Genomic DNA, 21,806 nt, shown 5'->3' with positions numbered 1-21,806 from the left:
CAAATTATCAGTCAGTTTGCCGACAAAGGCAACGGCTGATCGAAAGGCACCAGAACAAAGCCTGGATTTGACCGGCGGGAACATGAGGGCTGCACCGCAAGGGGCAAACCGAAAAACGAGGAGAACGCCATGGCAGCACCTGGCGAGAACATGCGCGTCAACGCTGACCGCCTGTGGGATTCGTTGATGGATATGGCAAAGATCGGCCCCGGCGTCGCCGGCGGCAACAATCGCCAGACATTGACGGACGAAGACGGCGACGGTCGTCGGCGTTTCCAGTCCTGGTGCGAGGCGGCTGGCCTTACCATGGGTGTCGACAAGATGGGCACCATGTTTTTCACCCGCCCCGGCACTGATCCCGACGCACTGCCCGTGCACATCGGCTCCCATCTCGACACGCAACCGACGGGCGGCAAGTTCGACGGCGTGCTCGGTGTCCTGAGCGGCCTTGAGGTCGTGCGCACGATGAACGATCTCGGCATCCGCACGAAGCACCCCATCGTGGTGACGAACTGGACCAATGAAGAGGGCGCGCGTTTCGCGCCTGCGATGATCGCTTCGGGCGTGTTTGCCGGTGCGCTCACGCTTGACTACGCCTACGCCCGCAAGGATCCGGAGGGAAAGTCGTTCGGCGACGAGCTGAAGCGCATCGGCTGGCTCGGCGATGAGGAAGTGGGTGCGCGCAAGATGCACGCCTATTTCGAATACCACATCGAACAGGGGCCGATCCTGGAAGCCGAGAGCAAGCAGATCGGCGTCGTCACGCACTGTCAGGGCCTGTGGTGGCTCGAAGTCACGCTCACGGGCCGGGAAGCGCACACCGGATCGACGCCGATGAACATGCGGCTCAATGCCGGTCTTGCCATGGCGCGGATCTTCGAGATGGTCCAGGACGTTGCGATGGAAAACCAGCCGGGCGCCGTTGGCGGTGTCGGCCAGGTGTTCTTCTCGCCCAATTCACGCAACGTGCTGCCCGGCAAGGTCGTCTTCACCATCGACATTCGCTCGCCCGACCAGGCCAAGCTCGACGGCATGCGCGCGCGGATCGAGGCCGAAGCGCCGAAGATCGCCGAGGCACTGGGTGTCGGCTGTTCGATCGAGGCGGTCGGCCATTTCGACCCGGTCACCTTCGACCCCAAACTGGTCGCAACCGTGCGCGGCGCCGCCGAGAAGCTCGGCTACAGCCACATGAACCTCATTTCGGGCGCCGGCCACGATGCCTGTTGGGCCGCGAAGGTCGCGCCGACCACGATGATCATGTGTCCCTGCGTCGGCGGCCTCAGCCACAACGAGGCGGAGGACATCTCCAAGGAGTGGGCCTCCGCGGGGGCCGATGTTCTCTTCCACGCCGTGGTCGAAACTGCCGAAATCGTGAAGTGACATTGTGGGCGGGACGACGGTTCCGCCCTTTTTCTTGGCCCTTCCGGCGGCCGAAAACACAATCGCAAGGGAACACAAGCCATGAGCACTGTGATCAAGGGTGGAACCATCGTCACGGCCGACCTCACCTACAAGGCCGACGTCAAGATCGATGGCGGCAGGATCGTCGAGATCGGTCCGAACCTCTCCGGCACCGAGACGCTGGACGCGACCGGTTGCTATGTCATGCCCGGCGGCATCGACCCGCACACCCACCTCGAAATGCCCTTCATGGGCACCTATTCCTCGGACGATTTCGAAAGCGGCACGCGCGCGGCACTCGCTGGTGGCACGACCATGGTCGTCGATTTCGCGCTCCCCTCGCCTGGCCAGTCGCTGCTCGAAGCGCTCACCATGTGGGACAACAAGTCGACACGCGCCAATTGCGACTATTCCTTCCACATGGCGGTCACCTGGTGGGGTGAGCAGGTCTTCAACGAGATGGAGACGATCGTCAAGGAAAAGGGCATCAACACCTTCAAGCACTTCATGGCCTACAAAGGCGCGCTGATGGTAGATGACGACGAGATGTTCTCCTCGTTCCAGCGCTGCGCCGGGCTTGGTGCCCTGCCGCTCGTCCACGCTGAAAACGGCGACGTCGTCGCCCAGTTGCAGGCGAAGCTGCTCGCCGAAGGCAACAACGGCCCCGAGGCCCACGCCTATTCGCGGCCGGCCGAAGTCGAAGGCGAGGCGACCAACCGGGCGATCATGATCGCCGACATGGCCGGCTGTCCGGTCTATATCGTCCACACCTCCTGCGAGCAGGCTCACGAGGCGATCCGGCGCGCCCGCGCCAAAGGCATACGCGTCTTCGGCGAGCCGTTGATCCAGCACCTGACGCTCGATGAAAGCGAATATTTCAACAAGGATTGGGACCACGCCGCCCGCCGCGTGATGTCGCCGCCCTTCCGCAACAAGCAGCATCAGGACAGCCTCTGGGCGGGGCTTGCCTCGGGCTCGCTGCAGGTGGTCGCGACCGACCATTGCGCCTTCACCACAGACCAGAAGCGCTTCGGCGTCGGCGATTTCACCAAGATCCCGAACGGCACCGGGGGCCTCGAAGACCGGATGCCCATGTTGTGGACCCACGGTGTCGCCACCGGCCGCATCACGATGAACGAATTCGTCGCGGTGACCTCGACCAACATCGCCAAGATCCTGAACATCTATCCGAAGAAGGGCGCGATCCTGGTGGGTAGCGATGCCGACCTGGTCGTCTGGGATCCGAAGCGCTCGAAGACGATCTCGGCTAAGTCCCAGCAATCGTCGATCGACTACAACGTCTTCGAGGGCAAGACCGTGACGGGGCTGCCTCGCTTCACGCTCAGCCGCGGCGTCGTTTCGATCGAGGAAGGCACAGTCAAGACGCAGGAAGGTCATGGGGAATTCGTCAAGCGCGATCCCTTCCCTGCTGTCAGCACGGCCCTTACCACATGGAAGGAAGTGACGGCGCCGCGCGCCGTACAGCGCACCGGCATCCCGGCAAGCGGGGTTTGACGCACTCCATATGCCGCATCCGTCATACACGTCTTGGGCAAGGTCGCTCTTCGGAGCGCTAGGCCGGCACCAACGCATCGAGTTCGGGCAGCAGGACGACGCTTTCCTGCTCCTTCGGATCTGTTCGGGCGATCACCGCCGAGCATGGCTTGTCGGAGAGATTGGCCGGCAGGTGCGGCACGCCGGCCGGGATGTAGAACATCTCACCCGCCTTGACGATCACGTGCTCTTCGAGCCGGTCACCGAACCAGGTATGGGCCTCGCCGGCAAGCACGTAGATCGCGGTCTCATGGCTTTCATGCAGATGCGCCTTGGCACGCGCGCCAGGCGGAATGGTCAGGAGGTGCATGCAGATGCCCTTCGAGCCGACCGTTTCCGCGGCGATGCCCTCGAAATAGTTGAGCCCCTGCTTGCCGGCATAGGTGTCACCCGGACGAACCACGCGACAGCCAGAATTGGATGATCGAGACATGAACGCTCTCCAGAATTCGCTGAAAAAACCGCAACAGACGACATCGGCGGCATTGCATGTTGCAGGTTCGGATAGCAGTCTGCCACAGACAAGCCACAATGAGAATCCGCCCATGACATCCAATTCTGCCTCCGTGGTCTCGGCTCGGGATCTCGGTCTCACGTTCCAGACCAGCGACGGGCCGGTCAACGCGCTGACGGGCGTGAACCTCGATGTGGCCAAGGGCGACTTCGTCTCCTTCATCGGCCCGTCCGGATGCGGCAAGACGACATTCCTGCGGGTCATCGCCGACCTCGAGAAACCGACCTCCGGCTCCATAGCGGTCAACGGCATGACGCCGGAGGAGGCCCGCCGGCACCGCGCCTACGGTTATGTTTTCCAGGCGGCAGCGCTTTACCCCTGGCGCACGATCGAAAAGAACATCGCCCTGCCGCTCGAAATCATGGGCTATTCGAAAGATGAGCGGAAGGCCCGGATCGAGCGTACGCTCGAACTCGTCAACCTTTCGGGTTTCGGCAAGAAATATCCCTGGCAGCTTTCCGGTGGCATGCAGCAGCGGGCCTCGATCGCCCGCGCGCTCGCCTTCGACGCCGACCTTCTTCTGATGGACGAACCATTCGGCGCCCTCGACGAGATCGTTCGCGACCACCTGAACGAACAGCTTCTGAAACTCTGGGCGCGAACCAACAAAACCATCTGTTTCGTCACCCATTCGATTCCGGAGGCGGTGTACCTCTCGACCAAAATCGTCGTCATGAGCCCCCGCCCCGGCCGCGTGACCGACATCATCGAATCCACTCTTCCGCGAGAGCGGCCACTCGGCATTCGCGAGACGGCGGAGTTCCTGGAAATCGCCCACCGCGTGCGCGAGGGTTTGAGAGCGGGGCACAGCTATGACGAGTAGTGCTTGCGCCGCCCAGGCTCGCTGTCGCGATGCGGATTTGGCGGACATGGAGGCGTGCGCCGACATCTTCAATCGCTGGGTAGACGCTACGGCGTGGATGCCAAGGGTCCATCCGGCAGACGATGTGGTACGGCATTATCGGGAAAGCGTCTTTGCAAGCGGGCCCGTCATAGTCGCCGACTGTCGGGGCGAAATCGCGGGCTTTCTTGCCCTGTCCGCGGACGGTTTTGTGACTGCGCTCTATCTGGACGAACGCCACCGGCGCGTTGGAATCGGAACGGCGCTGCTGCACGAAGCGAAAAAACGGGCGACAGGTGAACTGAGGCTTTGGACCTTTGAACACAATAGAGGTGCCCAACGCTTCTACGAACGGGAGGGCTTCGTACCGGTGCGCAGAACCGGTGGCGAAAACGAGGAGAAGCTGCCAGACATTCTCTATCACTGGCGCGCCGAACCCTTGAGCGGAAGAGAGGCGTGACCATGCGCGAAGAGAGCTTCTTCAGAGACAAGCTGCTTCCGATCTCTACCGTGGTCCTCATCCTGATCGCCGTCTGGTACGTCGCTGCCATATTCCTCAACGCGCCCTTCGAGCGCGACGCGGCCGCACGCGCCGGCACCGAGATCGGGCTCTCCGATATCGTCCGCAACACGATGGCCCAGGAGCGGCCCGTTCTGCCCGCCCCTCACCAGGTCGTCGCCGAAATCTGGGATACGACCGTCAACAAGGCGATCACCTCGAAACGCAGCCTTGTCTATCACGCCTGGATCACGCTTTCCGCGACACTGCTCGGCTTCGGCATCGGCGCGGCGCTCGGCGTGCTGCTTGCCGTCGGCATCGTCCACAACCGTGCGATGGACAGGTCCCTGATGCCGTGGGTGATCGCCAGCCAGACGATCCCGATCCTCGCGATCGCGCCGATGATCATTGTCGTTCTGAACGCGATCGGCATCGCCGGATTGCTGCCGAAAGCGCTGATCTCGACCTATCTCTCGTTCTTCCCGGTCGTCGTCGGCATGGTCAAGGGACTGCGCAGTCCGGAAGCGATCCAGCTCGACCTGATGCATACCTATAATGCCTCTTCGGCGCAGACCTTCTGGAAGCTGCGCTGGCCGTCTTCCATGCCCTACCTCTTCACCTCACTGAAGGTCGCCGTCGCCATCTCGCTTGTCGGCGCGATCGTCGGCGAGTTGCCCACAGGAGCCGTGGCGGGGCTTGGCGCCCGCCTACTCGCCGGGTCCTATTACGGCCAGACAGTGCAGATCTGGGCGGCCCTGTTCATGGCGGCAGCGCTCGCGGCCGTCCTCGTGATGATTGTCGGCCTGGCGCACACGGCCGTCCTCAAGCGCATGGGGGCCAAGCCATGAACATGCCCATTCTCGCCGGAGCCGTTTTCTTCTGGCTCGCTGCCTGGGCCGTCAACGAATGGCTCGTGCGCCAGCACTTTGCTCACCCGACGGCCACCAACGCCGCGCGTTTCGCCGTTCCCCTCCTCTTCGGCATCACCATTCTCGTGCTGTGGGAGGGCATCGTCCGCGGCTTCAGCATTCCGTCGGTGCTGCTGCCGGCGCCGTCGATGATCTGGCAGCGTCTCGTCAACTCGCTGCCGACGCTGGTGGCCGATTTCCGGCAGACCTTCCTCAAGGCCGTGCTGACCGGCTATGCGCTCGGCTGCGGCCTCGGCTTCGCCGTGGCGATCCTGATCGACCGCTCTCCTTTCCTGCAGAAGGGGCTGCTGCCGCTCGGCAACTTCGTCTCCGCCCTCCCCGTCATCGGCGTCGCGCCGATCATGGTCATGTGGTTCGGCTTCGACTGGCAGTCGAAGGTCGCAGTCGTCGTCATCATGACCTTCTTCCCGATGCTGGTGAACACGGTTTCCGGCCTGGCGGCGGCCAGCCATATGGAGCGCGACCTGATGCGCACCTACGCGGCGACATGGTGGCAGACGCTCGTCAAGCTGCGCCTGCCGGCCGCCTGGCCTTTCATTTTCAACGCGCTCAAGATTAACTCCACGCTGGCGCTGATCGGCGCCATCGTTGCCGAATTTTTCGGGACGCCCATCGTCGGCATGGGTTTCCGGATCTCCACAGAGGTGGGCCGCATGAACGTCGACATGGTCTGGGCCGAGATCGCCGTCGCGGCGGTGGCTGGCTCCGCCTTCTACGGGGTGGTGGCGCTCGCCGAGCGCGCCGTCACTTTCTGGCACCCGTCCATCCGCAGTGGACGGGCCTAGAGCAATTCCAGGAAAGGTGTGCAGCGGCTTTCCGTACGGAATTGCGTAGTTTCAAACAGTTAGATCATATCAGGGTTTCAATGAAACAATGAAATGATCTAGGAATGAAGCGACAATGAGAATGAACCAACAATAAGAGGGAACAGACATGAACAAGAAACTTGCGTCTCTGCTTGCTGCAGGCGTCTTTTCGCTTGCCGCCTTCCATGCCAATGCCGCCGACAAGGTCGCGCTGCAGCTGAAGTGGGTCACCCAGGCCCAGTTTGCCGGCTACTACGTCGCCAAGGACAAGGGCTTCTACGAGGAAGAGGGCCTCGACGTCGATATCAAGCCCGGCGGCCCGGATATCGCTCCGGCGCAGGTGATTGCCGGCGGCGGCGCCGACGTCATCGTCGACTGGATGCCTTCCGCTCTCGCCACACGCGAAAAGGGCGTGCCGCTCGTCAACATCGCCCAGCCGTTCAAGAAGTCCGGCATGATGCTGACCTGTCTCAAGGAGACCGGCGTGACGAGCCCTGACAACTTCAAGGGCAAGACGCTCGGCGTATGGTTCTTCGGCAACGAATACCCCTTCCTCTCCTGGATGGCGCATCTGAAGATCCCGACGGACGGCGGTCCGGAAGGTGTGACCGTCTTGAAGCAGGGCTTCAACGTCGATCCCCTGATCCAGAAGCAGGCCGCCTGCATCTCCACGATGACCTACAACGAGTATTGGCAGGTGATCGACGCGGGCATCAAGCCGGAAGACCTTGTCACCTTCAAGTATGAAGACCAGGGCGTCGCCACCCTCGAAGATGGTCTCTACGTGCTCGAGGACAAGCTCAAGGATCCGGCCTTCAAGGAAAAGATGGTGAAGTTCGTCCGCGCCTCGATGAAGGGGTGGAAATATGCAGAGGAGAACCCGGACGAGGCCGCCGATATCGTTCTTCAGAACGATTCCACCGGCGCCCAGACGGAGAAGCATCAGAAGCGCATGATGGGTGAAATCGCCAAGCTGACCGCAGGCTCCAACGGCACGCTCGACGAGGCCGACTACAAGCGCACCGTTCAGTCGCTGCTCGCCGGGGGCTCCGACCCGGTCATCTCCAAGGAGCCGGAAGGCGCCTGGACGCACGAAGTAACGGACGAAGCGCTCAAGTAATACGCGCGGAAGCCGATGGAAACCGGAGCGTGCGGCCCCCGCCGCGCGCTCCTTTTTCTTATAGCCTGGCGCCGGCCCAAGATCAGCCGCAGCATTACAGCGCCGTGCGTCTTTTCAGGCGCACAAAGGTCGCTGCTTAAATCGGCTACGATTTACGGAAACATGCAGTGGTCAAAAAGTCGCGCCGGAGTTGCGTCCTCTGCATTCTCGCCATATTGCACTGCGAGATATACGAGAATAAAAGTAGTGAGGCACCATTGCTTCCGCGACCTTGTAAGCATTTCGCACGACGATTACATAGGCGAAAGCGTTTGGCTGGAGCGGGCGCAGGGAGGAAATCGTTTTCTTAAGCTTTGCCCTTTAGGGAACTTTTTCCTGGACTCGATGTATTCGGTTTGAAACCGCCTGCATTGGTCGAAATTTAAGCTTGTGACCATGCCCGTGAACGTGGCGATCTGTCGGCGGTGCATGGAACGCAAGAGAATAAGGTGATTTAAGCCAGACCTTCGCCGCTTGGGTGCGATGTCCGGTATTTCATTTTCAGGAAAACAGGCCGATGGCTCAGAAACTTCTACCTCTTTTCGGTGCCTGCGCGGCGATGACACTCAGCGCATTTTCCAGCGCGTTCGCCGAAGAGGCCGCTAAGCCGCAGCAATCGCAGACGCTCCCCTCGATCGTCGTCACCGAAGCCGTGCAGCAATCGATCAGTGACCGCGTCATCGCCACCGGCTCCATCGAAGCTGTCGAAGAAACCTACGTTTCACCGCTGGTCGACGGCCTTTCCGTCCGATCGCTGAACGTCGATGTCGGCGACAGGGTCGAAGAAGGCAGCACCCTGGTCGTGCTCAACGACGATGCACTGCTCTTGCAGAAGAGCCAGCTCGAAGCCAATCTCGCCAAAGCGGAGGCGTCGCTCGCCCAGTTGCGCGCCCAGCTCGCCGAAATGACGGCAAATTCGGAAGAGGCGACACGCGTTGCCGATCGTGCCGTGCGGCTGTCCGAGAACGGCACGGTGTCGACTGCCGAGTCCGACCGCCTGAAGGCGCTCGCCGCTGCTGCTCGCGCTCGCGTCCACTCGGCCGAGCAATCGGTGAGCGTCGCCACGGCCGACATCAAGGTGGTGCAGGCACAGATCGACGACATCGACCTGCGTCTTGCGCGTACCGCCGTAAAGGCTCCCGTCAGCGGCGTGATCTCCGCCAAGAACGCCAAGATCGGCGCCATCGCCAGCGGCAGCGGCGAGCCGCTCTTCGCCATCATCCGCGACGGTGCGATCGAGATGAAGGCGGATGTCGCCGAGGCAGACATCGTCAAACTCGCCGTCGGACAGCCGGCGACGGTCAGGCTTGCCGGAAGCAGCACGACGATCGAGGGCAAAATCCGGCTGATCGCACCGACCGTAGACCCTCAGACGCGGCTTGGTTCCGTCGACATTACCATCAGCGACACGTCCAAGGCTCGCGCCGGCATGTATGCGAGCGCGGTCATCACCGTCGAACAAAAACAAACGGTTGTTTTGCCGCAAACGGCTGTTACTGCCGAAGACGGCAAGGCAATCGTCCGCAAGGTCGAAGACGGCGTGGTGCGGCTTGTGCCGGTGGTAACCGGTATCCAGGACGGACAGTTCGTCGAAATCCTTTCCGGCCTCAAGGCAGGTGAACAGGCAGTGGCGAAGGCCGGCGCCTATGTGCGCGACGGCGACCGCATCAACCCGGTCAAATCCGCGCAGCCGGCAACCAACTGACGGGAACGAGACCATGAACTTTTCAGCCTGGTCCATCCGCAATCCGGTCGCGCCGATCCTGGCCTTCTTCGTGCTTGTCGTGCTCGGCTGGCAGTCGTTCAATTCCCTGCCGATCACCCGTTTTCCGAACATCGACGTGCCGATCGTTCAGATCAGCGTCACGCAGAGTGGTGCCGCTCCTGCCGAACTCGAGACCCAGGTCACCAAGGAGATCGAGGATGCGGTCGCCGGCGTCTCTGGCGTCGACCATATCCAGTCGACGATCACCGACGGCAGTTCGACCACCGCCGTCATCTTCCGCATGGAGGTGCCTACGACCCAAGCCGTGCAGGACGTCAAGGACGCGATCGACCGCATCCGCAGCGACCTGCCGACCTCGATTGAAGAGCCGATCGTCTCCAAGGTCGACGTCGAAGGCCAGGCGATTCAGACGTTCTCCGTCTCCTCACCCGGCATGACGCTGGAGGAATTGTCCTGGTTCGTCGACGACACGATCAAGCGCGCGATCCAGGGCCAGAGCGGCATCGGCCGTGTCGACCGTTACGGCGGCTCCGATCGGGAGGTCCGCATCGAGCTTAACGAAGACCGTCTGAACTCCTACGGCATCACCGCCGCCGACGTGAACGGCCAGCTTCGCCGCATGAACATGGATCTCGGCTCCGGTCGCGGCCAGGTCGGCGGCAGCGAACAGGCGATCCGCACGCTGGGCGACACGCGTGACGTGGCCGAACTCGCCAATACCATGATCTCGCTGCCAAACGGCCGTTTCGTCCGGCTCTCGAAACTTGGCACGGTGATCGACACCTACGAAGAACCAAAATCATTCTCCCGGTTCAACGGCCATCCTGGCGTCACCTTCGCCGTCTTCCGGGCAAAAGGCGCTAGTGAAGTCACCGTTGCGGAAACGGTCGCCAAGACGCTCGACGACATTCGCGCCAAGCACCCGGATGTCACCATCGAGAAGGTCGACGATTCGGTCTACTTCACCTATGGCAACTACGAAGCTGCGATCCATACGTTGATCGAGGGAGCACTGCTCGCCGTCGTCGTCGTGCTGCTGTTCCTGCGCAACTGGCGTGCAACGCTGATTTCCGCGATCGCGCTGCCGCTCTCGGCGATCCCGACCTTCTGGGTGATGGAGCTCCTAGGCTTCTCGCTGAACCTCGTCAGCTTCCTGGCAATGACGCTCGCGACCGGTATCCTCGTCGATGACGCGATCGTGGAGATCGAGAATATCGAGCGGCATATCCGCATGGGCAAGTCGCCCTACCGCGCCGCGATCGAGGCGGCGGATGAGATCGGCCTGGCGGTGATCGCCACCACCTTCACCATCATCGCCGTCTTTGTCCCGGTCTCCTTCATGCCGGGCATTCCGGGGCAATACTTCATCCAGTTCGGCTTGACGGTCGCCGTCTCCGTCTTCTTCTCGCTGCTCGTCGCCCGCCTGATCACGCCCGTTATGGCGGCCTATCTGATGAAGCCTAGCGATGTCGGTGGAGGCCACCACGGAAGCGACGACAGCGCCATTATGACGCTCTATACGGGCATCATCAGAGTGACAACCCGCTGGCGCTATTCGACGCTGTTAGCCGCCATCGGTTGCCTTGCCATCTCCCTCTACTTCCTGTTCCAGGTTCCGGGCAGCTTCCTGCCGCCGGAGGATAATTCGCGCGTCAGCCTGTCGATCGAATTGCCGCCGGATGCGATGCTCGAGGACACGGACCGGACGACGACCGAGATCTATGACCGCATCAAGGACATAGACGGCGTCGAGGACGTCTTCGTGCTCGGCGGCGCCTCGCCCAAGGGCGATCTCGAACTGCGGCGCGCCGCAGTCACCGTGCTTTTGAAGAAGCTCGACCACTCGCTCGTCAACAGGGTCGTCAACGACGTCATCGGCCGCATGCCGCTGATCGGTGAGTACCTGCCTAAGCTGCCGCCGGCGGGCCGCATCAAGCCGCAATCTGAGATCGAAAGGGAGATCTTCGCAGAGCTCCGCTCTATCCCCGACGTTCGTGTCACCAAGCTCAACGACCGTGGCGAGCGCGATCTGTCGTTCAACCTGCTCTCCAACAACGACGCAGACTTGGACAGCGCCGTCGCAGCTCTTGAAGTCAAGCTGCGCAGTGACCCGCTGCTCGCCAACGTCAGCCCCGATGGCGCGCTGCCGCGGCCGGAGTTGCAGATCCGTCCGCGCGCCGATCAGATGTCCCGTCTCGGCATCACGACGCAGCAGATTTCCGAGGTAATCCGCGTCGCCACCATCGGTGACATCGACGCGCAACTCACCAAAATCGCGCTCGACGGCCGGCTGATCCCGATCCGCGTCCAGCTCAACCGGGATTTCCGAACGGATCTCGCGGCGATCCGTAACCTCAAGGTCCAAACTGCGTCCGGCGCGACCGTTCCGCTTTCGAGCGTTGCTGACATCAACTATTCGGAAGGGCCGAGCTCGATCAAGCGCTACGACCGTTACCGCGTCGTGACACTGGGTGCCGACCTTCCGGTTGGTGTCGCGCTCGACACCGCGTCCAATCGCTTCAAGCAGATCGCAGGCGAAGTTAAGCTGCCGGGGACGGTCGAGTTCCGTGAAAGCGGCGATGCCGAGGTGCAGGCGGAAATGCAGCAGAGCTTCGGCAACGCCATGTTGCTCGGCCTGATGATGGTGTTGGTCGTGCTCATCCTGCTGTTCAAGGATGTGATCCAACCCTTCACCATCCTGTTCTCGCTGCCGCTCGCGATCGGCGGCGTGGCTGGAGCCCTGATCCTGACCCAGAACGCGCTCTCGATGCCGGTGCTGATCGGTATCCTGATGCTGATGGGTATCGTCACCAAGAACGCGATCCTGCTCGTCGATTTCGGTATCGAGATGATGCATCACGGCATGGACCGCACGCTGTCGATGATCGAAGCCGGCCGCAAGCGCGCGCGCCCGATCGTGATGACCTCGATCGCCATGTCCGCCGGCATGCTGCCCTCTGCGCTCGGCGTCGGCGAAGGTGGTTCCTTCCGCGCTCCAATGGCGATCGCCGTCATTGGCGGCATCATCGTCTCGACGGTCCTGAGCCTCGTCGTCGTTCCCTCCTTCTTCCTGATCATGGACGACCTGTCGCGGCTGCTCGCCTGGATCTTCGGCCGCTTCATCGGCAAGAAGGACGAGGAGGATCTGCCGCTCGACCGCGAGGCGCTGACAAGGCTCGCCGCCGAGCAGGGCGGCACGATCGAGGAACTGCAGGAACGCATCAAGGTGCTGGAAGAGCAGCAGCGTGACGACAAGTCCGGCCGCAAGGTCGTCAATCATCCGGCGCTTGCCGCCGAGTAAAACCGCTCCTGCGCCGCAAACGCACACTATCTACTGCATGTTTCCTTAAATCATAGCCGATTTAAGGATAAAAACATGCAGCACTTCACAGGGCTACAGCGACCTTTGCGCGTCTGATAAGACGCGCGGCGCTGTAGCCTGCGCCGTCATGCGCGGGCCTTTTTGTGAAAGTTATTTGATCGGGGTCAATTCGCGTCTTTCGATGACCGATTAGCATGGTTCGATCCAATTCGGGAATGGCACGGATGAAGACCTTGCGACTGACCTCGACCGACAGAACTGTTCTTCTCGATTCGCATTTCTTTGCGAGACTGCCGCGACCGACGGCAGAGGCTATCCTTGAGGGCGCAATCGTTTCCACGCACGAGGAACACGATATCGTGTTTCGTCAGGACGACCCGATCGACCATGTCTTCTTCGTGCTCTCTGGTCTCGTCCGTCTCTACCGCTTGGGCAAGGATGGTCGCGAAGCCGACATCGCCGTATTGCCCAAGGGCGAGATCTTCGGCGCAAACGCCATGTTCCTGGAGCATCGTGCGACCGCCAATGCGCAGGCAGCGGAGGCCCTGATCGTCGCGCGGTTCGAAAGCGGCAAGCTTCGTCAGCTTGCCGCGGAAAATACCGATGTCGCCCAGGCGCTGATCGAACTTCTCTGCCGCCATGGCAAGATGACGGAAGACTGCCTTGCCGAGGACCGGTTGCTCACCGCGCCTCAGCGGGTCGCAAGCTATATCCTCAGCCATTGCCCGGACGGGCTGAGCAGCTTCTCGTTCCGCCTGCCATTCCAGAAGAACGTGCTTGCGGGCAAGCTCGGTCTGGCGCCGGAGGCCCTGTCGCGCGCCTTCTCGACGCTCCGCCAGTCGGGCGTCACCGTCAAAGGCCGGATGATCGAAATCCGCGACCGGCAAGCGCTGGAGCGTTTCTGAGCAGCTTACCTACAGCGTCAGAGCCCGCCCTCCACGGTCAGGAATTCGACGATCCGGTCTATGCCGTCGCCGCGCTTCATGTCCGAAAAGACGAACGGCTTTGCCGCACGCATCCGCTCCGCATCCCGTTCCATCACGTCGAGGTCGGCCCCGACATAGGGGGCAAGATCCTTCTTGTTGATCACAAGGAGGTCGGACTTCGTGATCCCCGGCCCGCCCTTGCGCGGGATCTCTTCGCCCTGGCAGACGGAGATCACGTAGATCGTCAGGTCGGCGAGATCGGGAGAAAAGGTCGCTGCCAGATTGTCGCCGCCGGATTCGATGAAGACCACGTCGAGATCGGGAATCCGGCGATTGAGGTCGGCGATCGCCTGCAGATTGATCGACGCGTCCTCGCGGATCGCCGTATGCGGGCAGCCGCCGGTTTCGACACCGACGATCCGTTCCGAGGGCAGCGCCTGCATCCGTACCAGCGCTTCGGCGTCTTCCTTGGTGTAGATGTCGTTGGTGACGACCGCGACGGAATATTTCTCCCGCATCGCCTTGCACAGCTTGTCAGTCAGCGCCGTCTTGCCGGAACCGACCGGGCCGCCGATGCCGACGCGAAGGGGACCGTTTTTCGATGGCATCTGCGTTTCCTTTCAGGATACGGCCGCCCGTTAGAGCGGGATGAGGAAAAGTGTCCGCGGTTTTCCGCCCGCATCCCGCGCTACTTATTAGAATCGCTCACGATGATTTTGGTTCGATTCGAACCAAAATCATCGTGATCTAGGAGCGGAACAGGCGGGTATGCAACGTTTCGTGTCTCAGCGACGAAATATCGGCCATGATCGTCGCCGAGCCAAGCTCGTCCAGCGAGGCTTGCGCGGCGCGGTCGGCAACAGCGGCGATCGTGTTCTCGAGGCCAGCCAACACGCCGACGCCATCGCGCTGACCGATGACTCCGCAGCGAATGGCAGCCGAAACCGCGTTGGAAGTGGCGGCGCCGAGGTAGGCCGCGATCGCGGGCCGCAATCCGGTGCAATGCGCACCGGCCACGGCGCCAACAGCCACCGGATAGACCGCCACCGGTCCAAGCAACTCGAATACGGCGCTCGGCCAGTTGCACGCAGCAGCAAGAAATGCCTCGCCCTGCAGCAAGGTTTCCATGTGACGCTCCGACGAACCCGCCATCGCTTCCGCCAGTTCGCTCGCCGCCTTCAATCGTCGCGGATCCTCATGCCCCTCATAGCTTTCGGCCAGAAGAAGGGCGTCGTTCCACATGCCACCGCGCGTCAGCAGCGTCTCCAGCCAAAGCCGCAGCTCTTCGGCATTGGTCACGAGACCATCGTGAACCGCCTGTTCCAGTCCTCCGGAATAGGCGAAGGAACCGGCCGGAAAGGCGGGTGATAGCCAGGTAACGAGGCGCAGGAGCGCCCGCGTGTCGGGCTGGTCAGCCATGGTCGTGGTGGTGACCGCCGTGGCCGTGACTGCCGTGGCCATGTCCACCGCCGTGATAAGCGCCCCGCAACGGTTGGAAGGGTTCGGTCACTTCGCCGACGGTGGCACCCAAGCCTTCAAGCATTGCACGGATGACGGGATCGCGGGCGATCAGGATGCGCCCCTCCTCGACCGCCGCCGTAAGATGTCGATTGCCGAGGTGCCAGGCAAGCTCGATGAGGTGCACGTCATCCCGCGCGCGAACCTCGTAAAGCGCCTCGTCGGCGGCCTTGATCCGGATGTAGCCGCCTCCTTCCAGCACGAGGAGGTCGCCGTCGGCGAGCATCACCGGCTGCTTGAGGTCGAGCATCACCACATCGTCGTTTTCGAGATGCAGCAGCTTTCGTCTTAGATGGCGCTCGTCATGGGCGAGCGTCACGCTGTGAAGCGCCGCCTTGTCCGCGGGGCCCGGCGACAGCACTTCGGTCGAGCGATAAGGCACGTCAGATCACCTCTGTCCTTTCCGGGTGCACGACCTCGATGCGAGCGTCTGCCAGCAGATCCGCCATCGCCGCCTGAAAGGCCTTGAGATGCGGCTCGCCAAAATGGGCGTCCACCGCCGCCCGGTCTTTCCAGTTCTCGACGAAGACCAGCGTGTCCGGTTCCGCGGGCTTGCGATAGAGATCGTAGCCAATGCAGCCCGCTTCCTTGCGCGTGGCCTCGATCAGTGGTGCCGCCAAGGCGACGACGTCATCGCCCTTGCCCGCATGTGCCTTCAGATATGCGATAACGTAAACCATTGATCCTCGCCGCGCCTTTCCGCCACCAATGTAACAAGAAAAGGCCCCGGCGCCAGCAGGAAGGCGGAAGCGAAATGGTTTCCACACCCTGCCTGGGCAAACCGGGGCCTTCAGTCGTGTTCGGCCCTGCACCTCCAAGAAGCGCAGGCATTCATAACCGGATCAGGCGGCGATCTTCTGCGACTTCAGCGCGTCGAGAATGTTCTGCGGCGAGGAAACGCCGTAGGGGTCGCTATCGCAATTGTCGGAGTAGCCTTCTTCTTCGAACCACTGCTCGACGACGCCGTTGTTGATGACGGCGCCATAACGCCAGGAGCGCATGCCGAAGCCGAGATTGTCCTTGGCAACCAGCATGCCCATCTTGCGGGTGAACTCGCCCGAGCCGTCCGGGATCAGCTTGACGTTTTCAAGGCTCTGCGACTTGCCCCAGGCGTTCATCACGAAGGCGTCGTTGACCGAGATGCAGTAGATCTCGTCGATGCCTTCGGCGCGGAACTCAGCGGCGAGCTTTTCAAAATCGGGAAGCTGGTAGGTCGAGCAGGTGGGGGTGAAGGCACCCGGAAGCGAAAACAGCACGACGCGCTTGCCGGCGAAATAGTCGTCCGACGAAACGTCCTGCCAGCGGAACGGATTGGAACCGCCGACGGCTTCGTCGCGGACGCGAGTACGGAAGGTTACAGAGGGAACTTTTCTGCCGAGCATCGTCATCTCCTTCAGGACAGGCTGCCGGCCGCGATCAGTCTTGGGAGGAAAACGCAGCCGGCCGAAAGTGAGAGTCTTTTCCTATCGGAGATTGCGCTGCGGTGCAGCATCAAAGCAGCGTTTTGGGTGGCTCCGCATGGCTGCCATGCGGGCGACGCATGGCTTTCTGCTCGCCCCGGGCGGCCGCCTAGAACAGGAAGTAGCGCTGCGCCATCGGCACAATGGTCGCCGGCTCGCAGGTCAGCAGCTCGCCGTCGGCACGGACCTCGTAGGTCTCCGGATCGACCTCGATATGCGGCGTCAGGCTGTTGTGGATCATCGACGCCTTGCCGATGCCGCCGCGGGTGTTCTGGACGGCGACGAGCTCCTTGGCGACCCCCAGCCGTCCCGCAAGCCCCGCATCGAGCGACGCCTGTGAGACGAAGGTGACCGAGGAGTTGGTCCGGTTCCGGCCATAGGCTCCGAACATCGGCCGGTAGTGAACGGGCTGCGGCGTCGGGATCGAGGCATTCGGATCGCCCATCGGCGCCGCGGCGATCGAGCCACCGAGCAGCACCATGTCGGGCTTCACGCCGAAAAAGGCCGGATTCCAGATGACAAGGTCGGCACGCTTGCCCACTTCCAGCGAACCGATTTCGTGGCTGAGACCGTGCGCGATCGCGGGGTTGATCGTGTATTTGGCGATGTAGCGCTTGACCCGGAAGTTGTCGTTGCCACCGGACTCTTCCTTGAGCCGCCCGCGCTGGCGCTTCATCTTGTCGGCCGTCTGCCAGGTGCGGATCGCCACCTCGCCGACGCGGCCCATGGCCTGGCTGTCGGACGAAATGATCGAAAAGGCGCCGATATCGTGCAGGATGTCCTCGGCCGCGATCGTTTCCTTGCGGATGCGGCTTTCGGCGAAGGCGATGTCTTCCGGAATCGAGGGCGACAGATGGTGGCAGACCATCAGCATGTCGAGATGCTCAGCCAGCGTATTCAGCGTATAGGGCCGGGTCGGATTGGTCGAAGACGGAATGACGTTCGGCTGGCCGCAGATCTTGATGATATCCGGCGCATGGCCGCCTCCCGCCCCTTCCGTATGGAAGGCATGGATCGTCCGGCCCTTGATCGCGGCGATCGTATCCTCGACGAAGCCGCTCTCGTTCAGCGTGTCGGTGTGGATCATCACCTGCACGTCGTATTCGTCGGCAACCGACAGGCAGCAGTCGATCGCCGCCGGCGTCGTGCCCCAATCCTCGTGCAGCTTCAGCGAGGTGGCGCCGCCGAGCACCATTTCCACAAGCGCACCGGGGAGCGACGCATTGCCCTTGCCGGCAAAGGCCAGGTTCATCGGGAATGCATCAGCCGCCTCGATCATCCGGGCGATGTGCCAGGGGCCAGGCGTGCAGGTCGTTGCGAGCGTGCCGTGCGCCGGGCCGGTGCCGCCGCCGAGCATGCAGGTGAGGCCGCTCATCAGCGCCTCCTCGATCTGCTGCGGGCAGATGAAGTGGATATGGCTGTCCATGCCGCCGGCTGTGACGATCTTGCCCTCGCCGGCGATCACTTCTGTGCCCGGCCCGACGATGATCGTGACGCCCGGCTGCGTGTCCGGATTGCCGGCCTTGCCGATCGCCGCGATTCGCCCGTCCTTGAGGCCGATATCCGCCTTCACGATCCCCCAATGGTCGACGATCAGCGCGTTGGTGATCACGGTGTCGACCGCACCGCCCTCGCGCGTCACCTGGCTTTGCCCCATGCCGTCGCGGATAACCTTGCCGCCGCCGAACTTCACCTCTTCGCCATAGGTGGTGAAATCCTTCTCGACCTCGATGAAAAGCTCGGTATCGGCAAGGCGCACCTTGTCGCCCACCGTCGGACCGAACATGTTGGCATAGGCCGCGCGCGACATCTTGTGGGGCATGGATCAGGCTCCGTCGGAAAAGTCTGAAGATTGGGATCGGTCGAGGCGGCGCAGGCAGCCTTCGGCGACAAGCGCGTCGACGTAGCGGCGTTCGGCGGCAAAGGGATGCCATTCCCAGCCGCTATGGCCGAAGCCGGCCAGCACGACATCGTCTTCGGGCTGGGCGAAAGCGGACAGGATCTCGGCGATCACCACAAGGCCGCTCGACGGCACGACATAGGGCGCCGGCGCGAAGCGGGCGAGATCGCGCTCAAGCCGCTCGTGGGTTTCCACCGGGATCACCCGATGACGCCGGCCTGTCGCACGCGCGAACGCTTCGAAGCCCGCGGTGTAATCGTCGCAGAAATCGTCGAGATCCGGGTGCATCTTCATAAGATCCGCCCGCATGGCGGCAAACTTCGCGCCAGTACGGACGCTCCATATCTCGCTCGCCCGCCGCACTGCCCCGCTGTTCTTCCATCGACCTCCACCGAGCATCGACAGCGCTGGGCGACCAGTATTGCAGACCGCGACGATGTCGGTTCTTGTCCCGCCCTTGCCGACCGAGCGGCAATCGTTGAAGCGGATGACGAGATCGGCGGAGTCAATCGCGGCTGCCGCGCCTTGCGGCACGTCGCCATTGCCAACGATCGTGATGGTGCGGCCGCTCAACGGTCAGTTTCCGCTCGGTTCGAGAAGTTGCTTCAATTCGCTTGTTCGCTTGCGGGTCAGTTCCGCCAGGCAGCCGGAAACCAGCATCGGCTCCATCGAACCGCCACGCGCCTCGAACCCGGCCAGTTCGCACTGCCCGTCACGGTAGCCGATCCAGGCCCGTTGTGCCTTCTTCAATGCTTCCTCTGCCCCGGGATAGGCGGCGTCGATTTCGCCGAGTTCCTTGTCCATCGCCTTCATGGCAGCGACCGCTTGTTTGTAGATGTTGTTCAGGTCCGCATCGGCTCGGTCATAGTCCTGGCCGGCGCAGATGTTCATGTCCATCTGCGTCACAGCGTTCTGGCAATCGACCCTTGGCTGTTCTTGCGCGGCGGCCGAAACCGCTGACAGCAGAAGCAAGCCGGATAGAGACGCGAACACCCTCATAGCTTGCCCATGATCGCCTGGCGGAAGCCAAACACCTCGCGTTTGCCTGAAAGCGGGATCAACGTGACCTGCCTCGTCTGGCCGGGCTCGAAGCGGACGGCCGTACCGGCCGGAATGTCGAGCCGCTTGCCGCGGGCGGCGTCACGATCGAAGATCAGCCCCGGGTTCGTCTCGGCGAAATGATAGTGGCTCCCCACCTGCACGGGACGGTCCCCGGAGTTGGAAACCTCGATGGTAACGGTTTGGAGACCGACGTTTAGTTCGATCTCTCCGTCGGCTGCGATGATTTCGCCAGGAATCAATGCCTTCTCCTCTTCACGCCGCTTGACCGTCCGCGCAGCCTTGCGGCTTCAACACGCGCTCCGTCGACGCCGGATATTTCGCAAGCATCTGAGCCGGGCGGATCGGCCGGCGGACCAGTTCGCCGCTGCAATTCGGGCAGATGCCGTCAAGCTTCTTGTCGGCACAGTCGGCACAGAAGGTGCATTCGAACGTGCAGATCATGGCCTCCCGGCTCTCCGGCGGCAGGTCGCGATCACAGCATTCGCAGTTCGGGCGCAGCCTCAGCATGGTTGCCCCTCAAGGTTGACGGCGGGTCCGGTCAGAAGTCGCTCCACACTCTTTCGTTACGTCCTAGCGGATCGGTTCATGGACGGTGACGAGCTTCGTCCCATCCGGAAAGGTCGCCTCGATCTGAATGTCATGGATCATTTCGGGAATCCCTTCCATGACCTGGTCACGGGTCAGGACATGCGCGCCGGCTTCCATCAGGTCGGCCACGGAGCGCCCGTCCCGCGCACCTTCGACGACGAAATCGGTGATGAGGGCGATCGCTTCCGGATGGTTGAGCTTCACGCCGCGCTCCAGCCTCCGGCGCGCGACCATCGCCGCCATGGAAATCAACAGCTTGTCCTTTTCGCGCGGGGTGAGATTCATGCGTCGGCCGTCCAATGAATTGTGGGATCATATCGTCCAGACTTTCGGCACAGATGCATCGTTACGCAAGTGCGAAATAACCGGGACAAGAATTTTTCTAAGTGCGAAGCCGTCTGTCGCTGCGATGCGCGCGACCAGCTTGTCACGACCGGCAACCTGAAAATGGCTGACCCCGGCGCTCGCATAGCCGCCGAGGGTGCCTCGCAGCCCGGGCAGCATCGCTTCGCAATCCGTCCCGACATAAAGCAGTGTCGCAAAGGCTGCCGCACCGCCGAGCACCGCGGAACGTCCCGCGAGTGCGGCAATATCATTGGCAAGCGTTAGGTTCTCCGCATGCAGAAGCCGGCCGCCGCTTGTCACCCGCCAGCGGTCGCGGAAGAGACCAGCCTGCACGGCCTCGCCCATCGCCTTGCGGCCGAGAAGAACCGCCTCGACCGCCAGAAAGGTTGCGTCTCCGGCAAGCTCGACTTCCAGGGACCGCGCCAAGGATGCGCGGTCGAAGAGGATGGTTTCCTGCGGCAGCCAATCGACTCGACTTCCACCAGCAACAAGGATCCGCGTCGAGATTTCGGCCGTTCCCGCGCTCGCCTTGTAGACTTTCTCGCATGCCTGCGTCGTCAACGTCAGCGCCGTGCCTTCGCCCGCCTCGAACGCCCAGGCCATCCGGTCGCCGCCGGTGATCCCCCCCGACGAATTGATCAGCACCGCTTCAAGCGACGCATCAAAGGTCTTTGGCAGACGGATCTTGGCGCAGCCTTCCTGATAGAGTTCGGCGATAGCCGTGCGGCCGCTCCGGCATTTGGCAACGAGCCGCCCTTTTCCCCACGCCCGCTGCGGAGCGATGATTGCTGCACTATTCATGAAGGCCGTTGGATATTTTTTGACACACGGCAAGTACCGATGGCGGCATCGTCCGCGAGCCGGGCCTCAAAGTCAAGGCATTGTTTCGCAAGGCGAATTCGCGAGGTTCTTGCTGCTTTAGGCCCCTCTCCGGCGGTCGCGACCGGTAAACAAGGCGGTGACGTTGTCGCCGACCTTGATGCCCATTGCCGTTCGGGTTTCTTCCGTCCCGATCAGCCCGCTTCCCATGAAAAGAAAAAGGGCGCCGCTCGGGCGCCCCCTTGTCTTTCGCTCGAAGATTACGACCTCGCGAACTCGAGCAGGTCCTGGTTGAGCTGATCCTTGTGGGTGTCGGTGATGCCGTGCGGGGCACCGGGATAGACCTTCAGCACCGCCTGCGGGATGAGTGTCTTCGAGGCCCGCGCCGCCGCATCGATCGGCACGATCTGGTCGTCGTCGCCATGGATGATCAGGGT

The 21,806-nt window shown here is 62.3% G+C and carries 24 protein-coding genes; 10 read left to right on the top strand and 14 right to left on the bottom strand.

Going from position 1 to position 21,806, the window contains the following annotated elements; genetic code table 11:
* Positions 1 to 129: 129 nt before the first annotated feature.
* Positions 130 to 1,380 (top strand): Zn-dependent hydrolase, encoded by a 1,251-nt coding sequence (locus QN222_RS09850; protein WP_283963165.1) that lies wholly within the window; start codon positions 130 to 132, stop codon positions 1,378 to 1,380.
* A gap of 81 nt (positions 1,381 to 1,461) precedes the next feature.
* Positions 1,462 to 2,916: a dihydropyrimidinase gene (gene hydA / locus QN222_RS09845; RefSeq protein WP_283963166.1), complete on the top strand. Its 1,455-nt coding sequence runs from the start codon at positions 1,462 to 1,464 to the stop codon at positions 2,914 to 2,916.
* 58 nt (positions 2,917 to 2,974) lie between these two features.
* On the opposite strand, the gene QN222_RS09840 is transcribed toward hydA, so the two are convergent.
* On the bottom strand, positions 2,975 to 3,388 hold the full coding sequence (locus QN222_RS09840; protein WP_283963167.1) for a cupin domain-containing protein: 414 nt from the start codon (positions 3,386 to 3,388) through the stop codon (positions 2,975 to 2,977).
* 112 nt (positions 3,389 to 3,500) lie between these two features.
* Between QN222_RS09840 and QN222_RS09835 the strand changes: the two genes are divergently transcribed.
* The 8 genes from QN222_RS09835 (at position 3,501) to QN222_RS09800 (ending at position 13,656) form a co-directional block, all read left to right on the top strand.
* Positions 3,501 to 4,292, top strand: a complete 792-nt coding sequence (locus QN222_RS09835; RefSeq protein ID WP_283963168.1) for an ABC transporter ATP-binding protein — start codon at positions 3,501 to 3,503, stop codon at positions 4,290 to 4,292.
* Positions 4,282 to 4,770 carry a GNAT family N-acetyltransferase gene (locus QN222_RS09830; RefSeq protein WP_283963169.1) on the top strand — a complete coding sequence of 163 codons (489 nt, stop codon included), beginning with the start codon at positions 4,282 to 4,284 and terminating at the stop codon, positions 4,768 to 4,770. Before QN222_RS09835 ends, QN222_RS09830 begins: the two co-directional genes overlap by 11 nt.
* 2 nt (positions 4,771 to 4,772) lie before the next feature.
* Positions 4,773 to 5,657, top strand: coding sequence for an ABC transporter permease (locus QN222_RS09825; RefSeq protein ID WP_283963185.1), 885 nt, complete (start codon positions 4,773 to 4,775; stop codon positions 5,655 to 5,657).
* Positions 5,654 to 6,523 (top strand): ABC transporter permease, encoded by an 870-nt coding sequence (locus QN222_RS09820; protein WP_283963170.1) that lies wholly within the window; start codon positions 5,654 to 5,656, stop codon positions 6,521 to 6,523. The genes QN222_RS09825 and QN222_RS09820 overlap by 4 nt, the downstream gene beginning before the upstream one ends.
* A gap of 148 nt (positions 6,524 to 6,671) precedes the next feature.
* Complete coding sequence (locus QN222_RS09815) at positions 6,672 to 7,664, top strand: ABC transporter substrate-binding protein (protein ID WP_283963171.1); 993 nt, start codon at positions 6,672 to 6,674, stop codon at positions 7,662 to 7,664.
* 556 nt (positions 7,665 to 8,220) lie between these two features.
* Positions 8,221 to 9,408, top strand: a complete 1,188-nt coding sequence (locus QN222_RS09810) for an efflux RND transporter periplasmic adaptor subunit (RefSeq protein WP_283963172.1) — start codon at positions 8,221 to 8,223, stop codon at positions 9,406 to 9,408.
* Positions 9,409 to 9,421: 13 nt separating this feature from the next.
* Positions 9,422 to 12,730: an efflux RND transporter permease subunit gene (locus tag QN222_RS09805; RefSeq protein WP_284005400.1), complete on the top strand. Its 3,309-nt coding sequence runs from the start codon at positions 9,422 to 9,424 to the stop codon at positions 12,728 to 12,730.
* A 245-nt stretch (positions 12,731 to 12,975) separates the two neighbouring features.
* Positions 12,976 to 13,656 carry a Crp/Fnr family transcriptional regulator gene (locus QN222_RS09800; RefSeq protein WP_283963174.1) on the top strand — a complete coding sequence of 227 codons (681 nt, stop codon included), beginning with the start codon at positions 12,976 to 12,978 and terminating at the stop codon, positions 13,654 to 13,656.
* Positions 13,657 to 13,673: 17 nt separating this feature from the next.
* Here the strand turns inward: QN222_RS09800 and ureG are convergent, their stop codons facing one another.
* From ureG to QN222_RS09735, 13 genes are all read right to left on the bottom strand, one after another.
* On the bottom strand, positions 13,674 to 14,285 hold the full coding sequence (ureG, locus tag QN222_RS09795) for an urease accessory protein UreG (protein WP_284005398.1): 612 nt from the start codon (positions 14,283 to 14,285) through the stop codon (positions 13,674 to 13,676).
* Between the two features lie 139 nt (positions 14,286 to 14,424).
* On the bottom strand, positions 14,425 to 15,096 hold the full coding sequence (locus tag QN222_RS09790) for an urease accessory protein UreF (protein ID WP_283963186.1): 672 nt from the start codon (positions 15,094 to 15,096) through the stop codon (positions 14,425 to 14,427).
* On the bottom strand, positions 15,089 to 15,577 hold the full coding sequence (ureE, locus tag QN222_RS09785) for an urease accessory protein UreE (RefSeq protein WP_283963176.1): 489 nt from the start codon (positions 15,575 to 15,577) through the stop codon (positions 15,089 to 15,091). Before ureE ends, QN222_RS09790 begins: the two co-directional genes overlap by 8 nt.
* A gap of 1 nt (position 15,578) precedes the next feature.
* Entirely contained in the window at positions 15,579 to 15,875 is a 297-nt protein-coding gene (locus QN222_RS09780) for a putative quinol monooxygenase (protein WP_180938756.1), read from the bottom strand.
* 162 nt (positions 15,876 to 16,037) lie between these two features.
* A complete protein-coding gene (locus QN222_RS09775; protein ID WP_283963177.1) occupies positions 16,038 to 16,577 on the bottom strand; it encodes a peroxiredoxin in 540 nt (179 codons plus the stop codon).
* Positions 16,578 to 16,764: 187 nt separating this feature from the next.
* Positions 16,765 to 18,477, bottom strand: a complete 1,713-nt coding sequence (ureC, locus tag QN222_RS09770) for an urease subunit alpha (protein WP_283963178.1) — start codon at positions 18,475 to 18,477, stop codon at positions 16,765 to 16,767.
* 3 nt (positions 18,478 to 18,480) lie between these two features.
* Positions 18,481 to 19,128 (bottom strand): Urease operon accessory protein, encoded by a 648-nt coding sequence (locus QN222_RS09765; RefSeq protein WP_283963179.1) that lies wholly within the window; start codon positions 19,126 to 19,128, stop codon positions 18,481 to 18,483.
* A 3-nt stretch (positions 19,129 to 19,131) separates the two neighbouring features.
* The gene (locus QN222_RS09760) at positions 19,132 to 19,554 is read right to left on the bottom strand and encodes a lysozyme inhibitor LprI family protein (protein WP_283963180.1); all 423 of its coding nucleotides are present in this window, start codon (positions 19,552 to 19,554) and stop codon (positions 19,132 to 19,134) included.
* Positions 19,551 to 19,856, bottom strand: coding sequence for an urease subunit beta (locus QN222_RS09755; protein ID WP_283963181.1), 306 nt, complete (start codon positions 19,854 to 19,856; stop codon positions 19,551 to 19,553). Before QN222_RS09755 ends, QN222_RS09760 begins: the two co-directional genes overlap by 4 nt.
* Before the next feature lie 13 nt (positions 19,857 to 19,869).
* Complete coding sequence (locus QN222_RS09750) at positions 19,870 to 20,124, bottom strand: DUF1272 domain-containing protein (protein WP_283963182.1); 255 nt, start codon at positions 20,122 to 20,124, stop codon at positions 19,870 to 19,872.
* 63 nt (positions 20,125 to 20,187) lie between these two features.
* Positions 20,188 to 20,490 (bottom strand): urease subunit gamma, encoded by a 303-nt coding sequence (locus QN222_RS09745; RefSeq protein ID WP_283963183.1) that lies wholly within the window; start codon positions 20,488 to 20,490, stop codon positions 20,188 to 20,190.
* 27 nt (positions 20,491 to 20,517) lie between these two features.
* Positions 20,518 to 21,351 (bottom strand): urease accessory protein UreD, encoded by an 834-nt coding sequence (locus tag QN222_RS09740; RefSeq protein ID WP_283963184.1) that lies wholly within the window; start codon positions 21,349 to 21,351, stop codon positions 20,518 to 20,520.
* A gap of 278 nt (positions 21,352 to 21,629) precedes the next feature.
* Positions 21,630 to 21,806: alpha/beta hydrolase (locus QN222_RS09735; RefSeq protein ID WP_283963187.1), on the bottom strand; the 177-nt coding region annotated here is incomplete at its 5' end.

The sequence above is a fragment of the Sinorhizobium sp. 6-70 genome (assembly GCF_030124375.1).
GTDB lineage: Bacteria > Pseudomonadota > Alphaproteobacteria > Rhizobiales > Rhizobiaceae > Sinorhizobium.
This window is presented reverse-complemented; position numbering and strand designations above follow the sequence as displayed.

Coding starts and splice junctions, on each gene's coding strand:
- QN222_RS09850 (WP_283963165.1), top strand. CDS start 130: ATGGCAGCACCTGGCGAGAACATGCGCGTCAACGCTGACCGCCTGTGG.
- hydA (WP_283963166.1), top strand. CDS start 1,462: ATGAGCACTGTGATCAAGGGTGGAACCATCGTCACGGCCGACCTCACC.
- QN222_RS09840 (WP_283963167.1), bottom strand. CDS start 3,388: ATGTCTCGATCATCCAATTCTGGCTGTCGCGTGGTTCGTCCGGGTGAC.
- QN222_RS09835 (WP_283963168.1), top strand. CDS start 3,501: ATGACATCCAATTCTGCCTCCGTGGTCTCGGCTCGGGATCTCGGTCTC.
- QN222_RS09830 (WP_283963169.1), top strand. CDS start 4,282: ATGACGAGTAGTGCTTGCGCCGCCCAGGCTCGCTGTCGCGATGCGGAT.
- QN222_RS09825 (WP_283963185.1), top strand. CDS start 4,773: ATGCGCGAAGAGAGCTTCTTCAGAGACAAGCTGCTTCCGATCTCTACC.
- QN222_RS09820 (WP_283963170.1), top strand. CDS start 5,654: ATGAACATGCCCATTCTCGCCGGAGCCGTTTTCTTCTGGCTCGCTGCC.
- QN222_RS09815 (WP_283963171.1), top strand. CDS start 6,672: ATGAACAAGAAACTTGCGTCTCTGCTTGCTGCAGGCGTCTTTTCGCTT.
- QN222_RS09810 (WP_283963172.1), top strand. CDS start 8,221: ATGGCTCAGAAACTTCTACCTCTTTTCGGTGCCTGCGCGGCGATGACA.
- QN222_RS09805 (WP_284005400.1), top strand. CDS start 9,422: ATGAACTTTTCAGCCTGGTCCATCCGCAATCCGGTCGCGCCGATCCTG.
- QN222_RS09800 (WP_283963174.1), top strand. CDS start 12,976: ATGAAGACCTTGCGACTGACCTCGACCGACAGAACTGTTCTTCTCGAT.
- ureG (WP_284005398.1), bottom strand. CDS start 14,285: ATGCCATCGAAAAACGGTCCCCTTCGCGTCGGCATCGGCGGCCCGGTC.
- QN222_RS09790 (WP_283963186.1), bottom strand. CDS start 15,096: ATGGCTGACCAGCCCGACACGCGGGCGCTCCTGCGCCTCGTTACCTGG.
- QN222_RS09780 (WP_180938756.1), bottom strand. CDS start 15,875: ATGGTTTACGTTATCGCATATCTGAAGGCACATGCGGGCAAGGGCGAT.
- QN222_RS09775 (WP_283963177.1), bottom strand. CDS start 16,577: ATGCTCGGCAGAAAAGTTCCCTCTGTAACCTTCCGTACTCGCGTCCGC.
- ureC (WP_283963178.1), bottom strand. CDS start 18,477: ATGCCCCACAAGATGTCGCGCGCGGCCTATGCCAACATGTTCGGTCCG.
- QN222_RS09760 (WP_283963180.1), bottom strand. CDS start 19,554: ATGAGGGTGTTCGCGTCTCTATCCGGCTTGCTTCTGCTGTCAGCGGTT.
- QN222_RS09750 (WP_283963182.1), bottom strand. CDS start 20,124: ATGCTGAGGCTGCGCCCGAACTGCGAATGCTGTGATCGCGACCTGCCG.
- QN222_RS09745 (WP_283963183.1), bottom strand. CDS start 20,490: ATGAATCTCACCCCGCGCGAAAAGGACAAGCTGTTGATTTCCATGGCG.
- QN222_RS09740 (WP_283963184.1), bottom strand. CDS start 21,351: ATGAATAGTGCAGCAATCATCGCTCCGCAGCGGGCGTGGGGAAAAGGG.